19 protein-coding genes are annotated in these 19,462 nt (G+C 42.4%); 8 read left to right on the forward strand and 11 right to left on the reverse strand.

The genetic code is table 11. The annotated features are described in order from the left end of the window. Window positions 1-44: 44 nt before the first annotated feature. Window positions 45-749 carry a spermidine synthase gene (locus tag N745_RS0102065; RefSeq protein WP_157833732.1) on the reverse strand — a complete coding sequence of 235 codons (705 nt, stop codon included), beginning with the start codon at window positions 747-749 and terminating at the stop codon, window positions 45-47. Between the two features lie 15 nt (window positions 750-764). After that, window positions 765-1,307 carry a redoxin domain-containing protein gene (locus N745_RS0102070; protein ID WP_024850478.1) on the reverse strand — a complete coding sequence of 181 codons (543 nt, stop codon included), beginning with the start codon at window positions 1,305-1,307 and terminating at the stop codon, window positions 765-767. 80 nt (window positions 1,308-1,387) lie between these two features. On the opposite strand from N745_RS0102070, the gene tmpT reads away from it, so the two are divergent. Beyond that, window positions 1,388-2,050 (forward strand): thiopurine S-methyltransferase, encoded by a 663-nt coding sequence (gene tmpT, locus N745_RS0102075; RefSeq protein ID WP_024850479.1) that lies wholly within the window; start codon window positions 1,388-1,390, stop codon window positions 2,048-2,050. A gap of 63 nt (window positions 2,051-2,113) precedes the next feature. Here the strand turns inward: tmpT and N745_RS0102080 are convergent, their stop codons facing one another. Together N745_RS0102080 and yrfG are read right to left on the reverse strand one after the other, a co-directional pair. Then, window positions 2,114-3,007 (reverse strand): hypothetical protein, encoded by an 894-nt coding sequence (locus N745_RS0102080; RefSeq protein WP_024850480.1) that lies wholly within the window; start codon window positions 3,005-3,007, stop codon window positions 2,114-2,116. Next, on the reverse strand, window positions 2,991-3,647 hold the full coding sequence (yrfG, locus tag N745_RS0102085) for a GMP/IMP nucleotidase (RefSeq protein WP_024850481.1): 657 nt from the start codon (window positions 3,645-3,647) through the stop codon (window positions 2,991-2,993). Before yrfG ends, N745_RS0102080 begins: the two co-directional genes overlap by 17 nt. A 60-nt stretch (window positions 3,648-3,707) precedes the next feature. Here yrfG and nudE point away from each other — a divergent pair, with 60 nt between their 5' ends. After that, a complete protein-coding gene (gene nudE, locus N745_RS0102090; protein WP_322785924.1) occupies window positions 3,708-4,307 on the forward strand; it encodes an ADP compounds hydrolase NudE in 600 nt (199 codons plus the stop codon). Between the two features lie 99 nt (window positions 4,308-4,406). Here nudE and N745_RS0102095 read toward each other — a convergent pair whose 3' ends face one another. Next, on the reverse strand, window positions 4,407-5,597 hold the full coding sequence (locus N745_RS0102095; RefSeq protein ID WP_024850483.1) for a pyridoxal phosphate-dependent aminotransferase: 1,191 nt from the start codon (window positions 5,595-5,597) through the stop codon (window positions 4,407-4,409). A 270-nt stretch (window positions 5,598-5,867) separates the two neighbouring features. Here N745_RS0102095 and uvrB point away from each other — a divergent pair, with 270 nt between their 5' ends. The 3 genes from uvrB (at window position 5,868) to N745_RS0102110 (ending at window position 10,030) form a co-directional block, all read left to right on the forward strand. Continuing rightward, window positions 5,868-7,904 (forward strand): excinuclease ABC subunit UvrB, encoded by a 2,037-nt coding sequence (gene uvrB / locus N745_RS0102100; RefSeq protein WP_024850484.1) that lies wholly within the window; start codon window positions 5,868-5,870, stop codon window positions 7,902-7,904. A 166-nt stretch (window positions 7,905-8,070) separates the two neighbouring features. After that, entirely contained in the window at window positions 8,071-8,880 is an 810-nt protein-coding gene (locus N745_RS0102105) for a L,D-transpeptidase Cds6 family protein (RefSeq protein ID WP_157833733.1), read from the forward strand. Further along, complete coding sequence (locus N745_RS0102110) at window positions 8,873-10,030, forward strand: L,D-transpeptidase family protein (RefSeq protein ID WP_024850486.1); 1,158 nt, start codon at window positions 8,873-8,875, stop codon at window positions 10,028-10,030. Before N745_RS0102105 ends, N745_RS0102110 begins: the two co-directional genes overlap by 8 nt. 53 nt (window positions 10,031-10,083) lie before the next feature. Here the strand turns inward: N745_RS0102110 and N745_RS0102115 are convergent, their stop codons facing one another. The 4 genes from N745_RS0102115 to N745_RS0102130 all read right to left on the reverse strand — a co-directional run bounded on the left by N745_RS0102115 (window position 10,084) and on the right by N745_RS0102130 (window position 14,115). Next, window positions 10,084-11,001, reverse strand: a complete 918-nt coding sequence (locus N745_RS0102115) for a M14 family zinc carboxypeptidase (protein WP_024850487.1) — start codon at window positions 10,999-11,001, stop codon at window positions 10,084-10,086. Window positions 11,002-11,112: 111 nt separating this feature from the next. Next, window positions 11,113-12,150: a type IV pilus twitching motility protein PilT gene (locus N745_RS0102120; protein WP_024850488.1), complete on the reverse strand. Its 1,038-nt coding sequence runs from the start codon at window positions 12,148-12,150 to the stop codon at window positions 11,113-11,115. Window positions 12,151-12,171: 21 nt separating this feature from the next. Further along, a complete protein-coding gene (locus N745_RS0102125) occupies window positions 12,172-12,624 on the reverse strand; it encodes a DNA polymerase III subunit chi (protein WP_024850489.1) in 453 nt (150 codons plus the stop codon). Between the two features lie 12 nt (window positions 12,625-12,636). Further along, complete coding sequence (locus tag N745_RS0102130) at window positions 12,637-14,115, reverse strand: leucyl aminopeptidase (protein WP_024850490.1); 1,479 nt, start codon at window positions 14,113-14,115, stop codon at window positions 12,637-12,639. A 159-nt stretch (window positions 14,116-14,274) separates the two neighbouring features. Between N745_RS0102130 and lptF the strand changes: the two genes are divergently transcribed. Genes lptF through N745_RS12170 form a run of 3 tightly spaced genes read left to right on the forward strand, consistent with a single transcriptional unit; the run spans window position 14,275 to window position 17,083 of the window. Further along, window positions 14,275-15,393, forward strand: a complete 1,119-nt coding sequence (gene lptF / locus N745_RS0102135) for an LPS export ABC transporter permease LptF (protein WP_024850491.1) — start codon at window positions 14,275-14,277, stop codon at window positions 15,391-15,393. Between the two features lie 10 nt (window positions 15,394-15,403). Continuing rightward, a complete protein-coding gene (gene lptG, locus N745_RS0102140) occupies window positions 15,404-16,528 on the forward strand; it encodes an LPS export ABC transporter permease LptG (protein WP_024850492.1) in 1,125 nt (374 codons plus the stop codon). Between the two features lie 30 nt (window positions 16,529-16,558). Next, entirely contained in the window at window positions 16,559-17,083 is a 525-nt protein-coding gene (locus N745_RS12170; RefSeq protein WP_024850493.1) for a class I SAM-dependent methyltransferase, read from the forward strand. 62 nt (window positions 17,084-17,145) lie between these two features. On the opposite strand, the gene N745_RS0102150 is transcribed toward N745_RS12170, so the two are convergent. Both N745_RS0102150 and N745_RS0102155 read right to left on the reverse strand, forming a co-directional pair. Next, a complete protein-coding gene (locus N745_RS0102150; RefSeq protein ID WP_024850494.1) occupies window positions 17,146-18,360 on the reverse strand; it encodes a glycosyltransferase family 9 protein in 1,215 nt (404 codons plus the stop codon). Window positions 18,361-18,475: 115 nt separating this feature from the next. Then, window positions 18,476-19,384 carry a lysylphosphatidylglycerol synthase transmembrane domain-containing protein gene (locus N745_RS0102155; protein ID WP_024850495.1) on the reverse strand — a complete coding sequence of 303 codons (909 nt, stop codon included), beginning with the start codon at window positions 19,382-19,384 and terminating at the stop codon, window positions 18,476-18,478. Window positions 19,385-19,462: the final 78 nt, after the last annotated feature.

The following is a 19,462-nucleotide window of genomic DNA, read 5'->3' on the forward strand; positions in this document are numbered from 1 at the left end:
CAGGCTAGATAGTCAGAGTATCAAGAAGTTAAATAGGAAAGAAGTTATTGAACACTAACAATGACATTTCCAGTGGATTGGGTTTTCTCCATACGGATTTTGCAGTCAGGTTGTGCTTCCCAAAAATGAATAATATTCAAAGTAGATTGAGGAGATGATGACCATAGATTAAACAGCAATACTGTGTCTGGGCGCTTGAGCTCATGTAATAGACGTAAAAAATCCTCTTCACAAAAAACATCCGGCATGGATTCACCATCATAAAGGTCGATTAAAATAGCTGAGTAGCTATCGTTATTGTCGACAGCGTTTTCAATAAAAGCATAGGCATCCGTGTTATGAATGTGAATTGTTGGCTCTTGCGTCATATAGAAAAAGGTTTTTGCGGTTTCAATTACCGCTGCACGTAACTCAACGACATGATGCTGTGCTTTTGGCCAATAGCAATGTAGATGATTTGTCAGCAGTCCGCCACCGAGGCCTAACATGAGTGTTTTTTCCACGCGATTTTTTTGTGCAAAGTCATCCAACATATCCAGCATGAGTTGCTGGTATTCAAATGCCAATGTCATAGGTGCCTCAAAATACATGCGACCTTGCTCAACGGGCGAGTCAAAATACAGGCTACGCGTAGTGTCTGTATCGATTACCTGTATCAAACCGAAATAATCCCTTTCCGAATGAATGAGCCGACCTTTTACAGGGTGAGAGACTTTTTTGCTTTTACGTTTTGGAAATAGATTGAACAAGAATAACCGCCGAGTTTATTTAAGATACCAAAGTCGGGCTTTTAACCCCATGCTAGTCGAAAAGCCAACTTCAACAAAACGAATTTGACCTGTTTTATCGACAATAAACGTCGCGGGTACCGCGCGTGCGCCGAATGTCTTCATTAGATTGCCGTCTTTATCATTAACAATCAGGTTTGGGTTCATGCCATTTTGTTTGGCAAAAGCCAGAAGCTCTTTGTTGCTGCCGGATTGTGTCGCAATATTGATAACATTGTATTTTTCGGCAACCCGTTCAATTCCTTCGCGCTCATAAGCACAAATAGGGCACCAAGTTGCCCAAAACTGAATCAATACCGGTTTGCCATGATAGTCCTGGATGTTGACTGGCTTGCCGGTAATACTGGTGGTTTGAATGTTTGGCACCTGCCCATGAATCACATCACCTTGCATGAAAGGCCGAGCTGCTAAATACAGAACAATCGCTCCCAGTATCCAAAGTGTGTTTTGAACCCAACCTTTTTTCCAAAAAGAAACGGGGGTGTGTTCGGATTGTTCGGGCTGTTTTGTTTCTGTCATGGTTTAAGTCATCATCTTATTGAAAAGTATTAGCATGATATTATAAGCTGCATTCATCAATATCAAAATTGGAGAGAGTGTTGCAAAACGAATTTTGGCATCAAATGTGGGCATCTGGTGTAGTCGGCTTTCATCAACCCGAAGTCAATCCCTATCTCAAAAACTACTGGCACAAGTTATTACCGAGCGTGGATTCTGACCACGCAGGAGAAGTATTAGTTCCTCTTAGTGGCAAGACATTGGACATGCTTTGGCTCAAAGAGCAAGGGCATGATATTTTAGCGGTGGAGTTAAGTCAAAAAGCATTGGATGAATTTATTGCAGAAAATGAATTGCATCGCCGTTACAAAATTCAAGATTTGGAGCACGAACGCTTCTGTGGTTATGAATTGGAAGCTTTGCGCTTGTTTTGTGGCGACTTCTTTCATTTAACCAAAGAAGATTGCAAGGATATAGTCGCAGTGTATGACCGTGCCGCACTGGTTGCCCTGCCACCGGAAATGCGAGCGGATTACGCAAAACATTTGTTGGAAATATTGCCTGAAAAGACCCCAATGCTTTTGATTGCAATGGACTACGATCAAAGCCTAAGAAATGGCCCTCCATTTGCCGTGAGCGAACAAGAAATACACACACTTTATGGCGAGCATTACCAAGTCGAAAAGGTTCAGGAAGATAAGTTTGAGCGCAAAGGAGTTGAGACGGTGGAAAGCACTTATTTGCTGATACCGCATTCAAAATGAAAGGAATTTCAATGAATCGTTTTTCAGTACAAAAAGCACCAAAAATCTACCAGGCTGGGGGTATTATTTCGACTCTTTTAACAGTGCAGCATTACTGTTTAAAATGACGTTCGCGTAATGATGTTTTTGAATGTAATTAACTGTAAGCTCAATTAACTCTTTCTTGAAGGCTTTCATTTGATCTTCAGGCAAATTTTCCCCAAAAAACGACTTTAACTGAGGTGAATAAAAACTTACTAGAATCGCTTTATCAATTGGAAAATAGTGTCCCAAATTACACTCATTTCGATAGTTAAAAACGGTTTTATTTAACGGACTCTTTTCTGCATTTTTATCTGGAATAAGCCCTTCCAGTAAAGCATTTTGTAAATAGCAGTAATCGCTTGCCTTTAAAAAATTAGAAATTAATATGTAACGAGCTAAAAATCGATCATTTCCCCTAATTATCTGTTTTGAACTAGTTGTCTGACTGTGCAAATAGTCTATAAATTCCCTATCAGACATTCGTGCTAGTGCAGGGTTTCCTGACTTATACCATTTAGCTTTGTAAGCAATTTCAAAACGCCAATCTTTGGCAAATAGTAATGCAGTATTAGTCTTCTTCCAGTTATCTACTTTTTGTGTATCTAACCCTGTTAAGACTCTTAATTGGACATAATTTTTAGAAATTAAGGCATTTTGCTCTGCACTGAATTTATAAGGCGTAGCAAAATATGTTTGATACCTAATTTGTTTATTCCATCGCAGAATTCCTGGAGAAAAATTTTTTTTCTGGTCATCATTAAGTAGAGAGTTAACTTGAAGTGTAACCAAATATTTAAGTGGATCTGATGTTTTAAGATTATCGTCACTAGGCTTATTTTGAGAACATCCACTTAAGAAGAGTACAAGAGAAAATGATACCAGCCATCCTGCCTGGCATGTTTTCAGTGTTTTTTGTTTAAGGCATGATTTCATCGAATGTCTCAAAATTCGGAAAGCCTTTCGGGTCAACTTTGTCCATATTCGGGCTGACATGGGTTGCCGCTAAACAGTATTTGATGCCGAAATCTTGTGCGGTTTGTAGCGCGTGAATATTGTCGTCAACTAGTAGCGTGGTTTCCGGGTTGTAAGGGAAATCGTGTTGAATTTTTTGCCAAATCTCCGCATTTTCTTTGGGAATGCCATAGTCATGTGCGGACACCATGGCGTCAAAATAGTCGCCGATTTCAGTCATTTCGAGTTTAATCGCCAAGCTGTCTCTATGGGCATTGGTCACCATAATCACGGTTTTATTTAATCCCTTCAATTTTTTTAGAAAGTTGATGACTTCTGGATGCGCCTGAATCATGTGCTTTAAATCACGCTTTAATTCGGCAACGGGCAGTTGTAGTTCTTGTGACCAATAATCCAAACAATACCAGTTCAAAGTACCTGTTTGCGAGTGGATTTTTTTATGGATGATTTTATTGGCTTCATCGACGGTCAGATGGTTTTCTTTGGCGTAGATGCTAGGTAAATAGGTCATCCAAAAGTGCCAGTCGAAGTGTAAATCCAATAGTGTACCGTCCATATCCAGCAGTACGGTTTCGATGTTTTGCCAAGGAACTATTGCCATAAAGTTAGGTGCTCGCCGTGTTTTTTTGTGGATTACGTTATTAACGTTTAACAGGAGTTTTTGTCGCTTTTTAGAGCGGCTTTTCGTATGATTGGTTTTATGAAAAAAGAAAACTCTTCTGAACGCTTTCCTCGTATTTTAGCGAAAAACCAAACGGTTAAGTCGCGGATTTTTACCGTTGAGACGCTGGCGTTGCAATTTGCCAACGGCGTTGAGGTGGAATACGAACGACTCATCAGCTCCAAAAACGGTGCGGTATTACTGGTGCCTGTGTTGGACGATAAAATCGTGTTGATTCGAGAATATGCTGCGGGCGTTGAACGCTACGAATTGGGCTTTCCGAAAGGCAAGATTGACGAGGGCGAAGGCTGGTATGAAGCGGCAGCTAGAGAGAGTCAGGAAGAGATCGGTTATTTGCCTGCGAAGTTGGAACTCTTGGATTCACTCAGTTTGGCAGCGGGTTATATGACGCATCATACCCATATTGTGTTGGCAGAAGAGCTGACGCCACAAACCGCAGAGGGTGATGAACCAGAACCTTTGGAAGTGGTGCATTGGCCACTGGCAGACTGGCATAGCCTATTGAGTCACCCTGAATTTTCGGAAGGGCGCGCTTATGCCGCATTGATGCTGTTGTTGAAAAACAAGGGATTGATTTAAGGGTTGATACCCAGCCTGGCAGATTTTGAAACGAAGCACTCGCCGCCCGAAGGGGTAAGGCGAGAAAATCTACCAGGCTGGGTGCTTGGAGAGAAAAGCTTAGGCTTGCATAAAGCTGTCGATGCGATTCAATGCTTCGACCAAGTTTTCCATACTGGTTGCAAAAGAGATACGTAAGTAACCTTCTGAGCCAAACCCTGAACCCGGAACAGCGGCAACATCTACTTGTTCTAGAATCGCAGTTGCAAAATCCGCATCTGAATCAAAGCCTTTCATTTTGATGGCTTCTTTTACATCCATAAACGCATAAAAAGCACCGGCCGCTGGAATGCATTTAAAGCCAGGAATCTGGTTGATGCGTTCAACCACAAACTCGTGGCGTTCTTTGAATGCTTTCAACATGACTTGAATACACTCTTGCGGACCATCCAAAGCTTCTACCGATGCATATTGTGAAATTGAGCAAGGGTTTGATGTGCTCTGCGATTGTACTTTGCGCATGGCTGCAATCAAGTCAACCGGGCCACCGGCATAACCAATACGCCACCCAGTCATCGAATAGGCTTTTGAAACACCATTCATGACAACCGTTCTATCTGTTAGCTCTGGGCAAACTTGCAAGATATTGGTGAATGGCATGTCTGATAGCAAAATATGCTCATACATATCGTCAGAAGCAATGATGATGTTTGGATGTTTTGCCAGCACATCTCCAATCGCTTTCAGCTCTTCCGCAGAATAAATTGCACCCGTTGGGTTGGATGGACTGTTTAAAACGAACATTTTGGTTTTAGGGGTGATTGCCGCTTCTAGCTGGGCAGCCGTCACTTTAAAGCCCTGTTCAATGCCTGCTTCGATAATGACTGGCTCGCCACCAGCCAATAACGCCATATCTGGATAAGATACCCAGTAAGGCGCTGGAATAATGACTTCGTCGCCATCGTTTAACACGCCTTGGCATAGGTTGTAAAAGCTTTGTTTACCACCGGAAGATACCAGGATTTGATTCGCTTCAAAGTCCAGCTTATTGTCGCGCTTGAACTTGGCGATAATGGCGTCTTTTAGCTCAGGAATACCGTCAACGGCAGTATAACGTGTGTGCTCTGTTTCAATGGCTTTAATGCCCGCTGCTTTGATGTGATCAGGTGTACCAAAATCTGGTTCGCCAGCGCCAAGGCTGATAATGTTGCGGCCTGCGCGACGTAGTTCGGCAGCTTTTGCAGTGATGACTAAAGTCAGGGAAGGTTTGACACGGTTTACTCGATCAGACAGTCTAGAATTTGAGGGCATTGTTTTCGGTTCTCGTCCAAGTTTTTAGCTAGAATAGTTTCGTGCTGTTTTGTGTTATATTTAGCAGCTTTGTGAACGCAGCACCAAAGTTTTTTTCGATTGGCAAAACGCTGTGTTAAATGTTTTCTCAAGTTTCAGCAAAAACAGAGAGCATTTAACAGAGAATTCGGTGATTCGTTCATATGGTTAGACTTGTTAAAGCGCTTCCGACATTTTACAACCAATTTTTTGATTTTTTAAGTAGATTTTGACCTTTAAGAGTGTTTTTTCATGGCGAAAAGCTTTCAGATTTCATCACAGTATCAACCAGCCGGGGATCAGCCGACGGCAATAGCCGGTTTGGTGGAAGGTTTGGAGGATGGTGAAGCATTTCAGACTTTGCTTGGGGTAACGGGTTCAGGTAAGACGTTTACCATGGCAAATGTCATTGAAAATGTGCAACGTCCGACGATTATTCTGGCACACAACAAAACACTTGCCGCCCAATTGTATGGTGAGATGAAAGGATTCTTTCCGAATAATGCGGTGGAATATTTTGTTTCTTACTATGACTACTACCAGCCAGAAGCTTATGTTCCTGCATCTGATACTTATATTTCCAAAGACTCTTCAGTAAACGAGCAGATTGAGCAACTACGTTTGTCAGCAACCAAAGCCTTGTTGGAAAGGCAAGATGTGGTGTTGATTGCGACGGTTTCCGCCATCTATGGGTTGGGGGATCCAGAACAATATCTCAAAATGATTCTGCAATTGCGCTTGGGTGACCAAATTTCGCAACGCGATATTTTGCGTCAGCTTTCGACCATGCAATATACGCGTAATGACATTGAGCTCTGGCGAGGAACTTTTCGTGTACGCGGTGATGTGATTGATATTTACCCTGCAGAATCCGAAGAATATGCCGTGCGCATTGAGTTGTTTGATGATGAAGTGGAAACGCTCGCTTGGTTTGATCCTTTGACGGGGGAGATATTAAGTCGTCCTACGCGTATTACCGTTTATCCTAAGTCTCACTATGTCACGCCTAAAGAGCGGGTTTTACAAACTATAGATCAGGTGAAAGAAGATCTGAAAATCCGCTTGGACGAGTTGCGCAGTTTGAATAAGTTGGTCGAAGCACAGCGGTTGGAAGAGCGCACGCGATTGGATATTGAAATGATGCAAGAGCTGGGCTACTGCTCTGGTATTGAAAATTACTCCCGTTATTTATCTGGACGCAATCCTGGAGAGCCACCACCGACCTTGCTGGATTATTTGCCGAAAAATGCGTTGATGTTCATTGATGAAAGTCACGTGACCATTCCGCAGATTGGCGGTATGTATAAAGGGGATCGCTCTCGTAAAGAAAATCTTGTAACTTACGGTTTCCGTTTACCGTCAGCAATGGACAATCGTCCGATGCGATTTGACGAGTTTGAAAAAATTATGCCGCAAACCATTTTTGTCAGTGCAACACCTGGTAACTACGAAGCGGAGCATCAGTCTAAAGTGGTTGAGCAGGTGGTTCGCCCGACCGGATTGCTTGATCCTGTCATTGAAGTGCGTCCAGCATTGACGCAGGTGGATGATTTGCTGGGTGAAATTCGCATACGCGCTGACCTAAACGAACGAGTTTTAGTTACGACGTTGACAAAACGCATGGCAGAAAATCTAACCGAGTATTTGGAAGATCATCAGGTTCGTGTGCGTTATTTGCATTCGGATATTGATACTGTTGAGCGAATTGAGATTATTCGGGATTTGCGACTGGGTGAGTTTGATGTATTGGTCGGTATTAACCTGTTAAGAGAAGGGTTGGATATTCCAGAAGTATCTTTGGTGGCGATTTTGGATGCTGATAAGGAAGGTTTCTTGCGCTCAGAGCGTTCATTGATCCAGACCATCGGGCGAGCTGCACGTAATGTTGCCGGTAAGGCGATTTTGTATGCAGACAAAATTACCGCATCAATGAATAAAGCCATTTCCGAGACGGAAAGACGTCGTGCTAAGCAAATCGCTTATAACGAAGAAAAAGGCATACAGCCACAGGCATTGAATAAAAAAGTGACGGATATTTTGGAAGATTCGCCTTATGCCGTGAAAGGTATGAAAAAAGGGTCTGGGCAAAAGGCAGCAGAGCAAGCTGGGCAGTATGATGACAGTGCGCTAGTGAAGATGACACCGGCGCAAATAGCTTCACAAATCAAGTCAATGGAGAAGGCAATGTTTAAGGCCGCCAAAGATTTAGACTTTGAGAAGGCAGCTCAATTGAGAGACGAAGTCAAACACATGAAAAGTTCTATGGTCGGTGTTGGAGATTTACGTTAAAATGATAAGGTTAATCAATGGAATAGCTCGCGAAGCCCGTGGTATGAATAATAGAAAATCGGGTGAAATGTAGTCTAAGTAAAAATTTTAATGAATGCTTCTGGTTATAGTCGAAAAGCAATCAAATAGGTCGTTGAGCGTGTCAAAAAATATCGGGAAAGGGAATTTGAAAAACGGAATTTTGCTAATAGGTTGGTTGGTAAGTGTTTTTACTTGCCAGTTAGTGTTTGCTCAAGAAAGCAATCAAAACTATAAAACGCGCTTTATGCAGGCTGAGCAAATGGCACAATCAGATACTGAAAATGGCGCTCAGAAAGCAATTGATTTGTGGAAAGCCATGCTTAAGGATTACCCAAATGATTTGGCGATATCCAACAACCTAGCGGCAACCTTAATGAAGCAAAAGAAATATGCTGAAGCCCAGCATTATTTAGAATCTGCACTGAATGCTGATCCTAAAATTTCGGTCATTATGGCGAACCTTAATGGTATTTATGCCTATCAGGCGCAGCTTGCTTATCAGTCTGTTTTCAAACCGTCGGAAATTAAATATCCGACAGGTAAATGGGTTGCTTTAGCTGGTGAAGCGGTTAAAACACCAGAAAAAGCTCAGATGGATAAAGTGAAAAAAGACATGCAGCGTGTGTTGAATCGTGTTGAAAACTGGCGTATGGCTTGGTCGGCAAAAGACGTAAAAGCCTATTTGAGTTTTTATACTAATACCTATTATTCAGATAAATTCTCTAGTCATAAAGATTGGGTAAAAAATCGTGAAAATAGCTTAAAGCGCCCTAAATATATTAAAATTAAGTTATCTAATATTAAAATCGTGCCTTTGGCAAACCATACTTTCCAAGTGAGCTTTAAACAAAGCTATCACTCGAACCGTTTTAAAGATTCAGTGAAGAAGTATTTGGTTTGGCAGGAAACTGGTAATAATTGGAAAATTATTCAGGAAAAAGTGGTTTATGGCTAATAGGAAGCAGGTTTTGTTTCAAGCATTTCGCGCGCGAGCTGTCACTGGCTACCTATTGGTAAGTTTGGGTGCTTTAGCGTTGCCGACTGCTGTTATGGCCGAAAGTGCTGAAAAACAACTGTTGAGCGGGTTTAAATCCATTCACGATTATTCTTTTAATCGAGCGATGCATCATATTGAAACGCTAGCTAAAGAGAACCCTAAATACCAGCTTGCTCAATTGATGAAAGCAGACTTTTTAGCAATTAAAGCCGGAAAATCTCGCTGGATTGAAGAATACCGAAAAGCTTATCCGAAAAAAGTCAGATCATTATTGGAAGAAGCAAAAGTTCGTTGGCAAGCAACAGGTTTAACACCTCAACAAGAAACTGAGATTTTAGGGCAGTTTGTTTTGAAGTCTAGCGCACAACCTTACTTGGTGATTGTTAACTCCATTGCACACCGTTTGTTTCTTTATCAACAAAGCGCGGGCAGTTATCACGAAGTTGCCAATTACTATGTTTCTATCGGGCGTAAAGGTGCTGGCAAGCAGACAAGGGGCGACTTAAAAACGCCGGTTGGCGTTTATCAAATCGTAAAACAACTTTCTGACCGCCAACTTCCTGAACTGTATGGTGTGGCTGCGCTTACGTTGAATTATCCAAACCAATGGGATCGAGAGCTTGGGCGTACAGGTTCCGGTATCTGGTTGCATGGTACACCACGTTCTACTTATAGCCGTCCGCCAATGGCGAGTAAAGGCTGCGTTGTTTTGAATAACCCTGCGATGACTGATTTGATTCGACGATTCCATTTACCATCTGAAACACCGGTTATCATTGCGTCTAGCGCGAATGTGAAGCCGCTTAATGCAACAGATGAGATTGCGATGGCAGACGACAAGCAACAAGTGCTAAGCCGTATCAATGAATGGTTGCGTGAGCAGCAACAGTATCAGGTAGATTGGTCTAAGGTAGGTGTTTTCCACTATCCTGGTGAAAAAGGGATGTACTATGTTAGCTTCCCGACGCTAATGGATGGCAAAGAGCAAATGGTTGAACAGTTCTGGAAAAAGAAAACAGATCAGAATGGTTGGCAGCTAGTTTTAAAAGTACAACAAACAAGCCCATCACAAACTCATAGTGTTGCCTACGACTTAGCTAGCAGATAGTTTTTTACCCAGCCTGGCAGATTTTTAAAATCTATCAAACTGGGCTTTCATTTCTACATATCTTCATCACGTTGTTTGATTTTATCGTTAACCCAGTCTTCTAAATCTTCTAGCATGTTATGTATTTCATGCGAAGTCGGCATGCGTCCTGCAGATGTGAGTTCCAACGTCAAAACAGGAATATTCAAATATTCTCCCGCATAGCGTCCCAATGAACCAGGGTAAGTTCCCAGCTCGCGGCGTTTTAAGTGGCCGATTTTATTGGGTTGAGCATGTTCAGGTCCATCGTAGTCCAAAAGCCCGTAAGGTGCGTGGATAGAAATAATGGCATCCGGTCTATAGGCTTTGATAATTTTTACAATCCATTGTGTTTCTGGTTCGCTATTGGCTTTGGGGCCAGGGTAACGGCGTGGACTTGAATGGGTATGGTTTTTCCAAGATTTGATTGCCAGTTTATTCCAGTCTGGAGAAGGGAAGTTGCGGTTTAAATCGACTCCATGCGCATTCATGCGTGTAGATTTTTTTTGCAGAAGACCATCTGGGTTGGCGGCAGGTAAAAACAGCCAATGATAAGGTGTACTATTCTCTGGGTGTAATAGTGCTTGCAGCCAAAGATAGGTAATGCTGATTGCGGCATACTCATCGCCGTGAATCCCCCCGATGAAAAGAATTTTTCCTTTTGGCGGCATATTTCCTTTGGGCAGAATTTCGCGTGTTGTTAAGGGCAGGTGCTTTACCGAGTATTCGGAGACGTGTAAGTTTAAAGATTCACAGCCCTGATAGTTTATGGTACGGAGTTTATTGGACAGTAATTTACATAAGTGATTTACATCGTCTTTCTGCAAATGCTCAGTCGATTCTTGCGTCGTTTCTGGTGGGGGTAAGGTTGCTTTTGCATAAGCAAGTTGAGAGCTACTAAGGGCGGCAATGGTAATCAAAATAAGACGTTGTAAAAATTTAAAAAAATGCATGGTGTATTAAGAATCCTGAGGGCCATTACATAGCACAAACTTGAATAATACGGTGTTTGAGCTGTGTGTTTTTGATATGTATGGCGTTATTTTAATCATTGGAGATAAATTTTAAAGGAAATCGGTTTTATTGACGGCTTTACTGCGAGCTTCATCTTTGTTGATAAGCCCATCGTCTAATAGTTGTTTAAGGTTTTGATCCAGTGTCTGCATACCCAATTTGTTAGAGGTTTGAATCATAGAGTACATTTGCGCTACTTTGTCTTCACGAATCAAGTTTCGAATCGCTGAAGAACCAAGCATAATTTCATGTGCCGCAATGCGACCACCGCCAGTTTTCTTTAATAGGGTTTGTGAAATAACCGCTTGTAGGGACTCGGATAACATGGAGCGCACCATGGATTTTTCGTCTCCCGGGAATATATCAATGATACGGTCAATGGTTTTGGCGGCTGAGCTGGTGTGCAGTGTAGCAAAGACCAGGTGCCCAGTTTCAGCGGCTGTCATGGCTAGGCTGATGGTTTCAAGATCGCGCAATTCACCGACCAAGATAACATCAGGGTCTTCTCGCAACGCGGATCTTAATGCACTGCTAAAGCTTTTGGTATCACGGTGCACTTCCCGTTGATTTATTAAGGCATTTTTTGATTGATGTACAAACTCTATCGGGTCTTCAATGGTGAGGATGTGTAGTTTTTGCGTGTTGTTGATGTGGTCTATCATTGCGGCTAATGTGGTTGACTTGCCTGATCCGGTAGGCCCTGTTACCAGTACTAACCCTCTAGGCATGGCCGCGATGCTTTTAAAAATCTCCGGCGCACGAATCGCTTCTAATGACAGAACTTCACTTGGAATGGTTCTAAATACGGCTCCGATCCCTCGGTTTTGTTGGAAGACATTAACGCGAAAGCGAGCGATACCTGGTAATTCAAACGAAAAATCAACCTCCATATGTTTTTCAAATTCCGCTTGTTGCCGGTCGGTCATGACTTCATAAGCCAAAGTTTGAATGGCATCGGCATCTAAACTGGGGGTGTCGATTTTCTGAATGTCGCCATCTCTACGGAGTAAAGGGGGCATGCCGGCAGACAAATGCAGGTCTGAAGCATTTTGGTTTACCGAAAATTCGAGAAGTTGCTTGATGTCCATCATTGGGTTTTGCCTTGTTATTTAAGGAGATGGAATTTTATGCACAGTTGGTTCAACGCCCAGTGCTTTGTATTGGCGCCAGCGCTCGCGACCCCGTTCAATCAATGCTTCTGATTGATCCAAAACTTCAATGGTGCGTGCATATTGCTGAAAGTTTTCTGCGAAGTCGGTATGCAGGTTGAGTAATACGTCTTCGCAGGGTTCAACAACGTGTTGTGACCAAAGTTGAATAGGAGCTTTGACTTCAAGGGCAACAGCATGAGGTATAAAAGCATCTGGACGAAACTGCCAAATAGCTTGGTCAATACGCTGTGTATCTTGTTCATTGCCACAACGAACATCACAAAGGCGACTTTGTTGGTAAATCTTGTTGACCAACTTCGCTATAAAAGCATCTCTAGCTGCGGTGTCCTGCGTTTCTAATACATAGAACAACACATCTTTTTCTATCTTTGGTGAAGTTTGTTGATTCATGAACTGCTCAGCCTAAGCTTGACTTACCAAGTATTCCACCAATGCTGGTACTGGGCGGCCAGTCGCACCTTTGTTTGCACCACTTGTCCAAGCAGTTCCTGCAATATCCAGATGTGCCCAGTCAATGTCTTTGGTAAAGCGCGCAAGAAATTGTGCTGCAGTAATTGTGCCCGCTGCGCGACCACCGATATTCGCCATGTCTGCAAAGTTAGATTTCAGCTGTTCGTCGTATTCTTCACTTAAAGGCAATTGCCAGAAACGATCATAGGTCATTTGGCTGGCCTTAAGTAAATCATTTACCAAGTCTTGGTTATTCCCCAATACGGCAGAGATATGATGCCCTAAAGCGATGATGCAAGCACCAGTTAAGGTTGCCATATCAATGATTTTGCTTGGTTTGTAGGTTTGCTGTGCGTAGGTTAGGGCATCACACAAAATCAAACGACCTTCAGCATCCGTATTCAAAATTTCAATGGTTTGACCGGAAAGCGAGGTGACCACATCACCTGGCTTGATTGCATTGCCTGAAGGCATGTTTTCCGTTGCGGGAATAACACCAACCACATTGATTTCGGGCTTTAAGCGACCTAAAGCTTCAAATACACCTAGAACCGTTGCGGCACCGCCCATGTCATATTTCATTTCATCCATGGCAGCGCCAGGCTTAAGAGAAATACCACCTGTGTCAAAAGTAACCCCTTTACCAACCAATGCAATAGGTGCTTTAGATTTGTCGGCCCCGTTATAGGACAAGCAAATCATTTTTGGAGGGGTAATTGAACCTTGTGCGACCGCCATGAAAGAGCCCATGCCCATATTAAGCATTTTTTCTCGTTCTAGGATGTCACAGTCAAAATCGTAATCTTTAGCCAATTGTTTAGCGGTTTCAGCTAGGTGAGTCGGCGTACAGAAATTACTCGGCATGTCCGCTAGTTCCTGCGTGAGTGCCATACCAAGTGCCGTTGCCTGTGCTTGGTCAATTTTAGCTTGCCACTCTTCTCTATCGTTCAGCAAATAGGTAACACTTTCAAGGTGAATTTCTTTAGGTTTCAAATCACCGCTTCGGCTGATGTGAGTGTATTCGTACAGGCTTTTTTGTACAGCTAGGGTCAACTGGTATATTACTCTAGCCTGACTGATTTGATCGTTAGAAATACTACCTGCCAAACTCAGAACATTTGCGGCACTTGATTTGGTAATTGCTTTAGCGATGGCATCTGCAGTTTCAGTTAGTGCTTTATCTGTGAGATCTGATTTTACACCAAAGCCAATTAAGCAAACGCGTGCAAAGTCTTTTTGTTCAAACAGCATTAAGGTCTCGCCCGCTTTACCTGCAAAGTCTTTCTGTTCAATCAGTTTTTTGACCAGGCCGGAAATTTCCCATTTTTCAGCGGCTTCAGGGAAAGTGCCATCATCAAAAACAGGCAGTAGTAAAGTATCAAAATCTGCGTTATCGATAGAAGATTGTAGTGAAAAGTTGATTGACTTCATGGAATCGAATTACCTTTTAATTTTGCTGTCGGAACAGTCACTTTAAGTCATAGGATTGTGGATTAGGGTATAATTTTGCCAGGAACGATTATGAATAATGGTTCCGTTTATTTACCCTTTATCCATTAATGTTTCTATTCTAGCGTTTGGCGGTGTTTTTTGCGAATACTTGATAAGTATCTCTATAAAGAATTGTATTCGACCTTTTTCGCGGTGCTATTGGTGTTGCTGTTGATTACAGTGGGAACCGAGGCTACTAAGCTCTTAGGCGTCGCTGTAGAGGGAGAAATTGCTCCGTCTGCTGTAATGCAAGTGCTTCTCTATAAAATACCTCCCGCGCTTGAAGTGATTTTGCCTTTAGTGGCTTTGCTGTCAGTGATGTTGGCAGTGGGACGACTGTACCAAGATCAGGAAATGGTTGTGCTAAGCAGTTGTGGTGTGAAGCCGAGCTATTTTCAAAAGCGGGTATTTTGGTTTCTATTACCATTGGCACTTGTGACAGCTTATGTAACGCTTTATGTCACCCCTTGGAGTTTTAAGCAGGAAAGACTGTTGATGCTTAAAACGCAAACTGCCACGCCTTTAGCTGCGCTGACACCCGGTAAGTTTAATGAGCTTCCAAACGGTGAAGGGGTTTTTTATGCAAAATCAATCTCTGAAGATAAGCAGTTACAATCAGTTTGGGTTCGACTCTATGGCGAACAAGATGTGTTGATGGTGGCGCCAAAAGGACGTTTTGAGTTGATAAATGGTAAGTTGGCGTTAGTGTTATTTAACGGCCACAGTTATGAAGGACTGGTTGATGGTGATACTTTTAGAGTACGAGCGTTTGCTCGATTTGAAGGTTTTTTACCCGACATGCAAGGTACTATGCCGCAAAAACAAAAGTTTGAAACGTCAACAGCAGCGCTTTGGCAATCCGATGATGTGGAGGCAAAAGCCTTGTTGCAATGGCGCCTGATTACCCCACTTTCCATTTTAGTATTGGGTTTACTTGGACTGAAGGTGAGTAAAACTGGACCGAGAGAAGGGCGTTTTGCTAAGGTGTTTTTGGCTTTGGTTCTTTATGTGATCTTCAATCAATTGCTGGTAACCACTCGAGATTCTATCGAGCATGGTGCTTTTCCAGCCACTATCGGGCTTTGGCCAATCCCCATCCTATTTTTAGCCTTTGCACTTTATCAAGACAATTTGAAACCCAGTTGGTTTGAGTGGCCGGATTGGCATCATTGGCTACATAAGTTTTCTCAGAAAACTGCGTCTAAAAATAAGAGTTGATAGGTGCGGAATGAATTTAATTGAACGTTACTTAGGCCGAGTTTTAGTAAGTTATACGCTTATTGTTTTAATGGTGTTGCTAATTATTCTAGGCTTTTCAGAGTTTATGATTCAACTGGGTAAGTTAAATGATAGCTATACGCTTGCAAAGGGTACTTTCTATACTCTGTTAAAGCTCCCTGTTTATGCTTATGAAATTTTTCCAGTTGCTTTACTCATAGGAACTTTACTTGGTCTTGGTGGCTTGGCAAACCATTCTGAGTTGACAATCCTGCGTGTTACAGGCTGGCCAATTAGACGTATTTTTTGGGGCGTAATGAAATCAGCAATGATTCTTTGGTTTGTGGTTGCAGTAATGGGGGAGTGGATAGCGCCGCATGCCGAAGCCTACGCAAAAAAGATGCGTAGTGAAGCCTTGAGTCAAAGTTTTTCGATTGGAAGTTCAGCTGATTTTTGGATGAAGGACGAAGATGTTTTTGTTCATGTTGGTAAAGTGATTTCAGAGCGTCAATTTTTTGATGTGAGTCTGTACAAGGTTAAAGATGATAGATTGGAAAGCAGGATCTTTGCACAAAAGGCAAACTACTTGGCAGGTACGGAGCATCAATGGGAACTGATTAATGTGACTGAAAGCTCACTCGGCTGGCAATACCGTAAACTGCCTCTGCCAAACATTTATCCCGATAAAAAGAATTGGCAAAAACTTATTTATGAGCAAAAACATATGCATAGTATGCAAGTCTCTTTACCTGTAAACCCCGAGTTGCTACAAAGTTTACATGTTGATACCCGTTATATGGGAATTGTTGATCTTTACCGCTATATCGACTTCTTAGAAAAGAACGACTTAGATGCAGAACCTTATCGCTTGGCATTTTGGCGAAAAATCGCCATGCCGCTGGTGATTATCAGTATGGTCTCGTTAGTGTTTCCATTGATATTTGGTTCTCAACGACAAGTCAGTATGGGGCAAAGAGTTTTTGTTGGGATTTTGGTTGGCATGGGGTTCCATTTGCTCAACCAGATTTTTGGTAACTTGAGCGTGGTTTATCACATCTCCGCTATCTTGGGCGCGTTCTTGCCCGCAGTAACGCTCTTTGTTCTCTCCTTGTTCTTGATGAGGCGGTTGCGTTGAACAGTTTACTTTCAAAACCTTAAGGTCACTATGGCAATACTTGATGTTGTAACAAAAACACTGCGTTATCGGCAGTTGGCAAAGACCCTTCATGCACATTTTGGTGATGAAGCAAAATTAAAAGGCCTTAAATGCCTGAATGTGGGCGGTGGCTATGGCGGTGCGCATCAAATACTTGAGCGTTTCGGTTTTGAAGTGACAACGTGTGATATTGATGGCTCTTGCGATTACTGCGATTTGAATCAACCCTTGTCTTACGCTGACGATTCGTTCGATGTGGTTATTTGTTTGGCGGTGTTAGAGCATTTGCACGACTGGCAAAATGGATTGGAAGAGTTGAAACGTGTCGCTAAACATCTTGTCATCGCGACAACTCCTTCGGTTTATGGGAAACCCGTACTGGAAACGCTGGCGTTTATACATCTGGTCAATAAAGACCATATTGATGATCACAAGTATTACCTGAGCAAACAGGACATTGTGAAGGCTGGTTATCAGCACCGATATTTCACTTTCTTGATGAATCAACTAGCGGTTTTCAGAAAGTCGAATTGATGACATGATTGTGCTAGCCAGCCTGGCAGATTTTGAAAATCTGCCAGGCTGGGGGGCAAGTTTTAGTAATCTAATTCGATTTTGACTTGCTGATAAACTGTATCGACCGTAATGGCGTCCATGCAAACCGGCTCGGTGCATGGAGTTTTTCGGTGGTTGGCAGCACTTACACAAGGTGAGCAGGCAAGACCTGCATAGATAGGGGTGCTGTTACCAAGAGAGCCATAGAGTTTTGGGGTTTCTGGTCCAAATAATACAAATGTTTTAAGCGGTGTGATAGCAGAAAAATGCCCAGGGCCAGAATCGTTTGTAACCATCAATTTAGACAAGCAATACAAAATTGGCATTTCCAGTAGTTTAAGCTGGCCTGCAAAATTCACGCAACGCTCATGATTCACTTGTTTCCTCAACGCTTCCGCTTCTGGTTGCTCGTTTGGCGCACCGGTAATCAATACCAATACATTCGGATATTCGTTAAGAATGCGTTGCATCAATTCGACAAAGTTTGGCTTTGGCCAACGACGTTGCGGTAAAAGGTCACTGGCGTTAGGGTTAATCAACACCAGTTGAGGCGTGTTTTCTTCATAACTTGGGTAGCAATGTTTAACTTGCCTTAGAACGTGTTGCTGCTCTGCTTCAGAAAAACTGACTTGATCGAGCTTAACGTCTTCATCGGTAATCAAAATTTTGGAGAAAGGGACTTCAGCTGTTTTCGCTTCTAGTGCATAAATCAAAGAGATGAAGTTTTTAGCGATGTGAATATGGGGGTTGTAGCTGACTTTATGGGTAAGCATTTCACCACGATATAACCCTTCACCGTGGAAGTTGTGGTAACCGACGCGATTGTTGGCGCCACTGAATCCGGTCAACAACGCCGATACTCTGGAAAAAAGTTCTAGGTCGATTGCGGTATCGATTTTGTTTTTTCGACACCAGAACAAGTAACGGACAGCATCGCGAATGAGGGTGAATAGATTGTCTTCGCAAAGTGTGAAGATGTTTTCTTGAGGAATGGTTTTCAGTAAATCTAGACTAGGTTTGTTTTTCTTGAAAATAACAAAGAACAAATTGGCATCAAAGTTTTTCTGAGTACGCTTCATTGCAGGGTCAGCGATGATGGTGCTGCCCATTTCGGATAATTCAACGAATAAGATGTTTTTAGGGATAACTTTTTTTTGGCCTGTGATCCAATGAATCAGCTTAAGCCAGTAAGTAGCTAAAAACGTCAGTGGAATTCCGATATGGTGATCCACTTTACGCATCATATCAACATTCATTTTTGCAAGAGTTTCCTAGTTGTTTAGTTTAAATCGCGACTTAAAACGCATTATGACATTTTTACGGCTAAAGCCATAATTTTTAGCCGCAGATTGAAAAGGGTAATCAATCGTTTTATAAAAATTTGTGTTTGCCTTTTAGGTAGTAATAAAGGCCTGGCAAAGCACTGATAATCAAGATGATGCCATAGAGCAGAGACATGGCTAGCACTTGGGTTTGGTCAATGCCGATTAGTAAGAATAAAGCAACCAGTGCACCTTCTCTAACGCCCCAGCCGGCAAAGGAGATAGGGAGGATGGTTAATAAAATTGCAGGTGGAATCAGTACTAAATAGGTTACTAAAGGTTCATTGATACCCACGCTGTGACCTATGCCGAAAATACAAATCATGGAAAGCAAGTGAATCAATAAAGAGAGCCCTAGCTGCTGGGAAATACGTTTGGGCGTGCGGTAGATAAAGCGGAAGCGGTTGGATAGCTGATAAAACAAGCGAGTGATTTTATAACGGTCAAATAACGCAACTTTGCGAATCAATAATAAAACGACCAGCCCCGCAATACCGAGTATCAAGACAATGTTGATACTCCAGAAAACTTCCTCTGGCAGGAGGTTGCTTTCAATCAGGTTGGCAAGTAGGTTTAATATCAACAGCCCGACCAAGCCGACAATACGGTCGATAAAGATACCATAGAAAGCTTCTTTGACCAGCCCGCCATTGGCAGCGACTTCAGCGATACGATAGGCATCCCCGCCAACACTAGTTGGCAGCACCTGATTGAATAGACTGCCTTTGAAATAACTGCGGAAATAAAATGAAAAAGGGTGGTCGAATTTAAGTAGCCCCATAATTAGAGACCAGCGATAGGCGGCGATGGATTGACTCAGAATTTGTACGACAAGCGCAGCTGCCAATAATCCGATATTGGCGGATAAAATTGTGTTTAACACGCTGCTCATTTCGAATTTATAAAAGATAAAACCGATAATGGCCGCAGATAACAAAAGTTTAATCAGGTTGCCCAAAAAAGTTCTCCAAGCTGGCTTTGTCTGAGTGTTGAGTCATTTTGATAACGTCGGTATTATCGCAAAAATACAATCGAG

It is taken from the genome of Hydrogenovibrio kuenenii DSM 12350, from assembly GCF_000526715.1.
Lineage (GTDB): Bacteria > Pseudomonadota > Gammaproteobacteria > Thiomicrospirales > Thiomicrospiraceae > Hydrogenovibrio > Hydrogenovibrio kuenenii.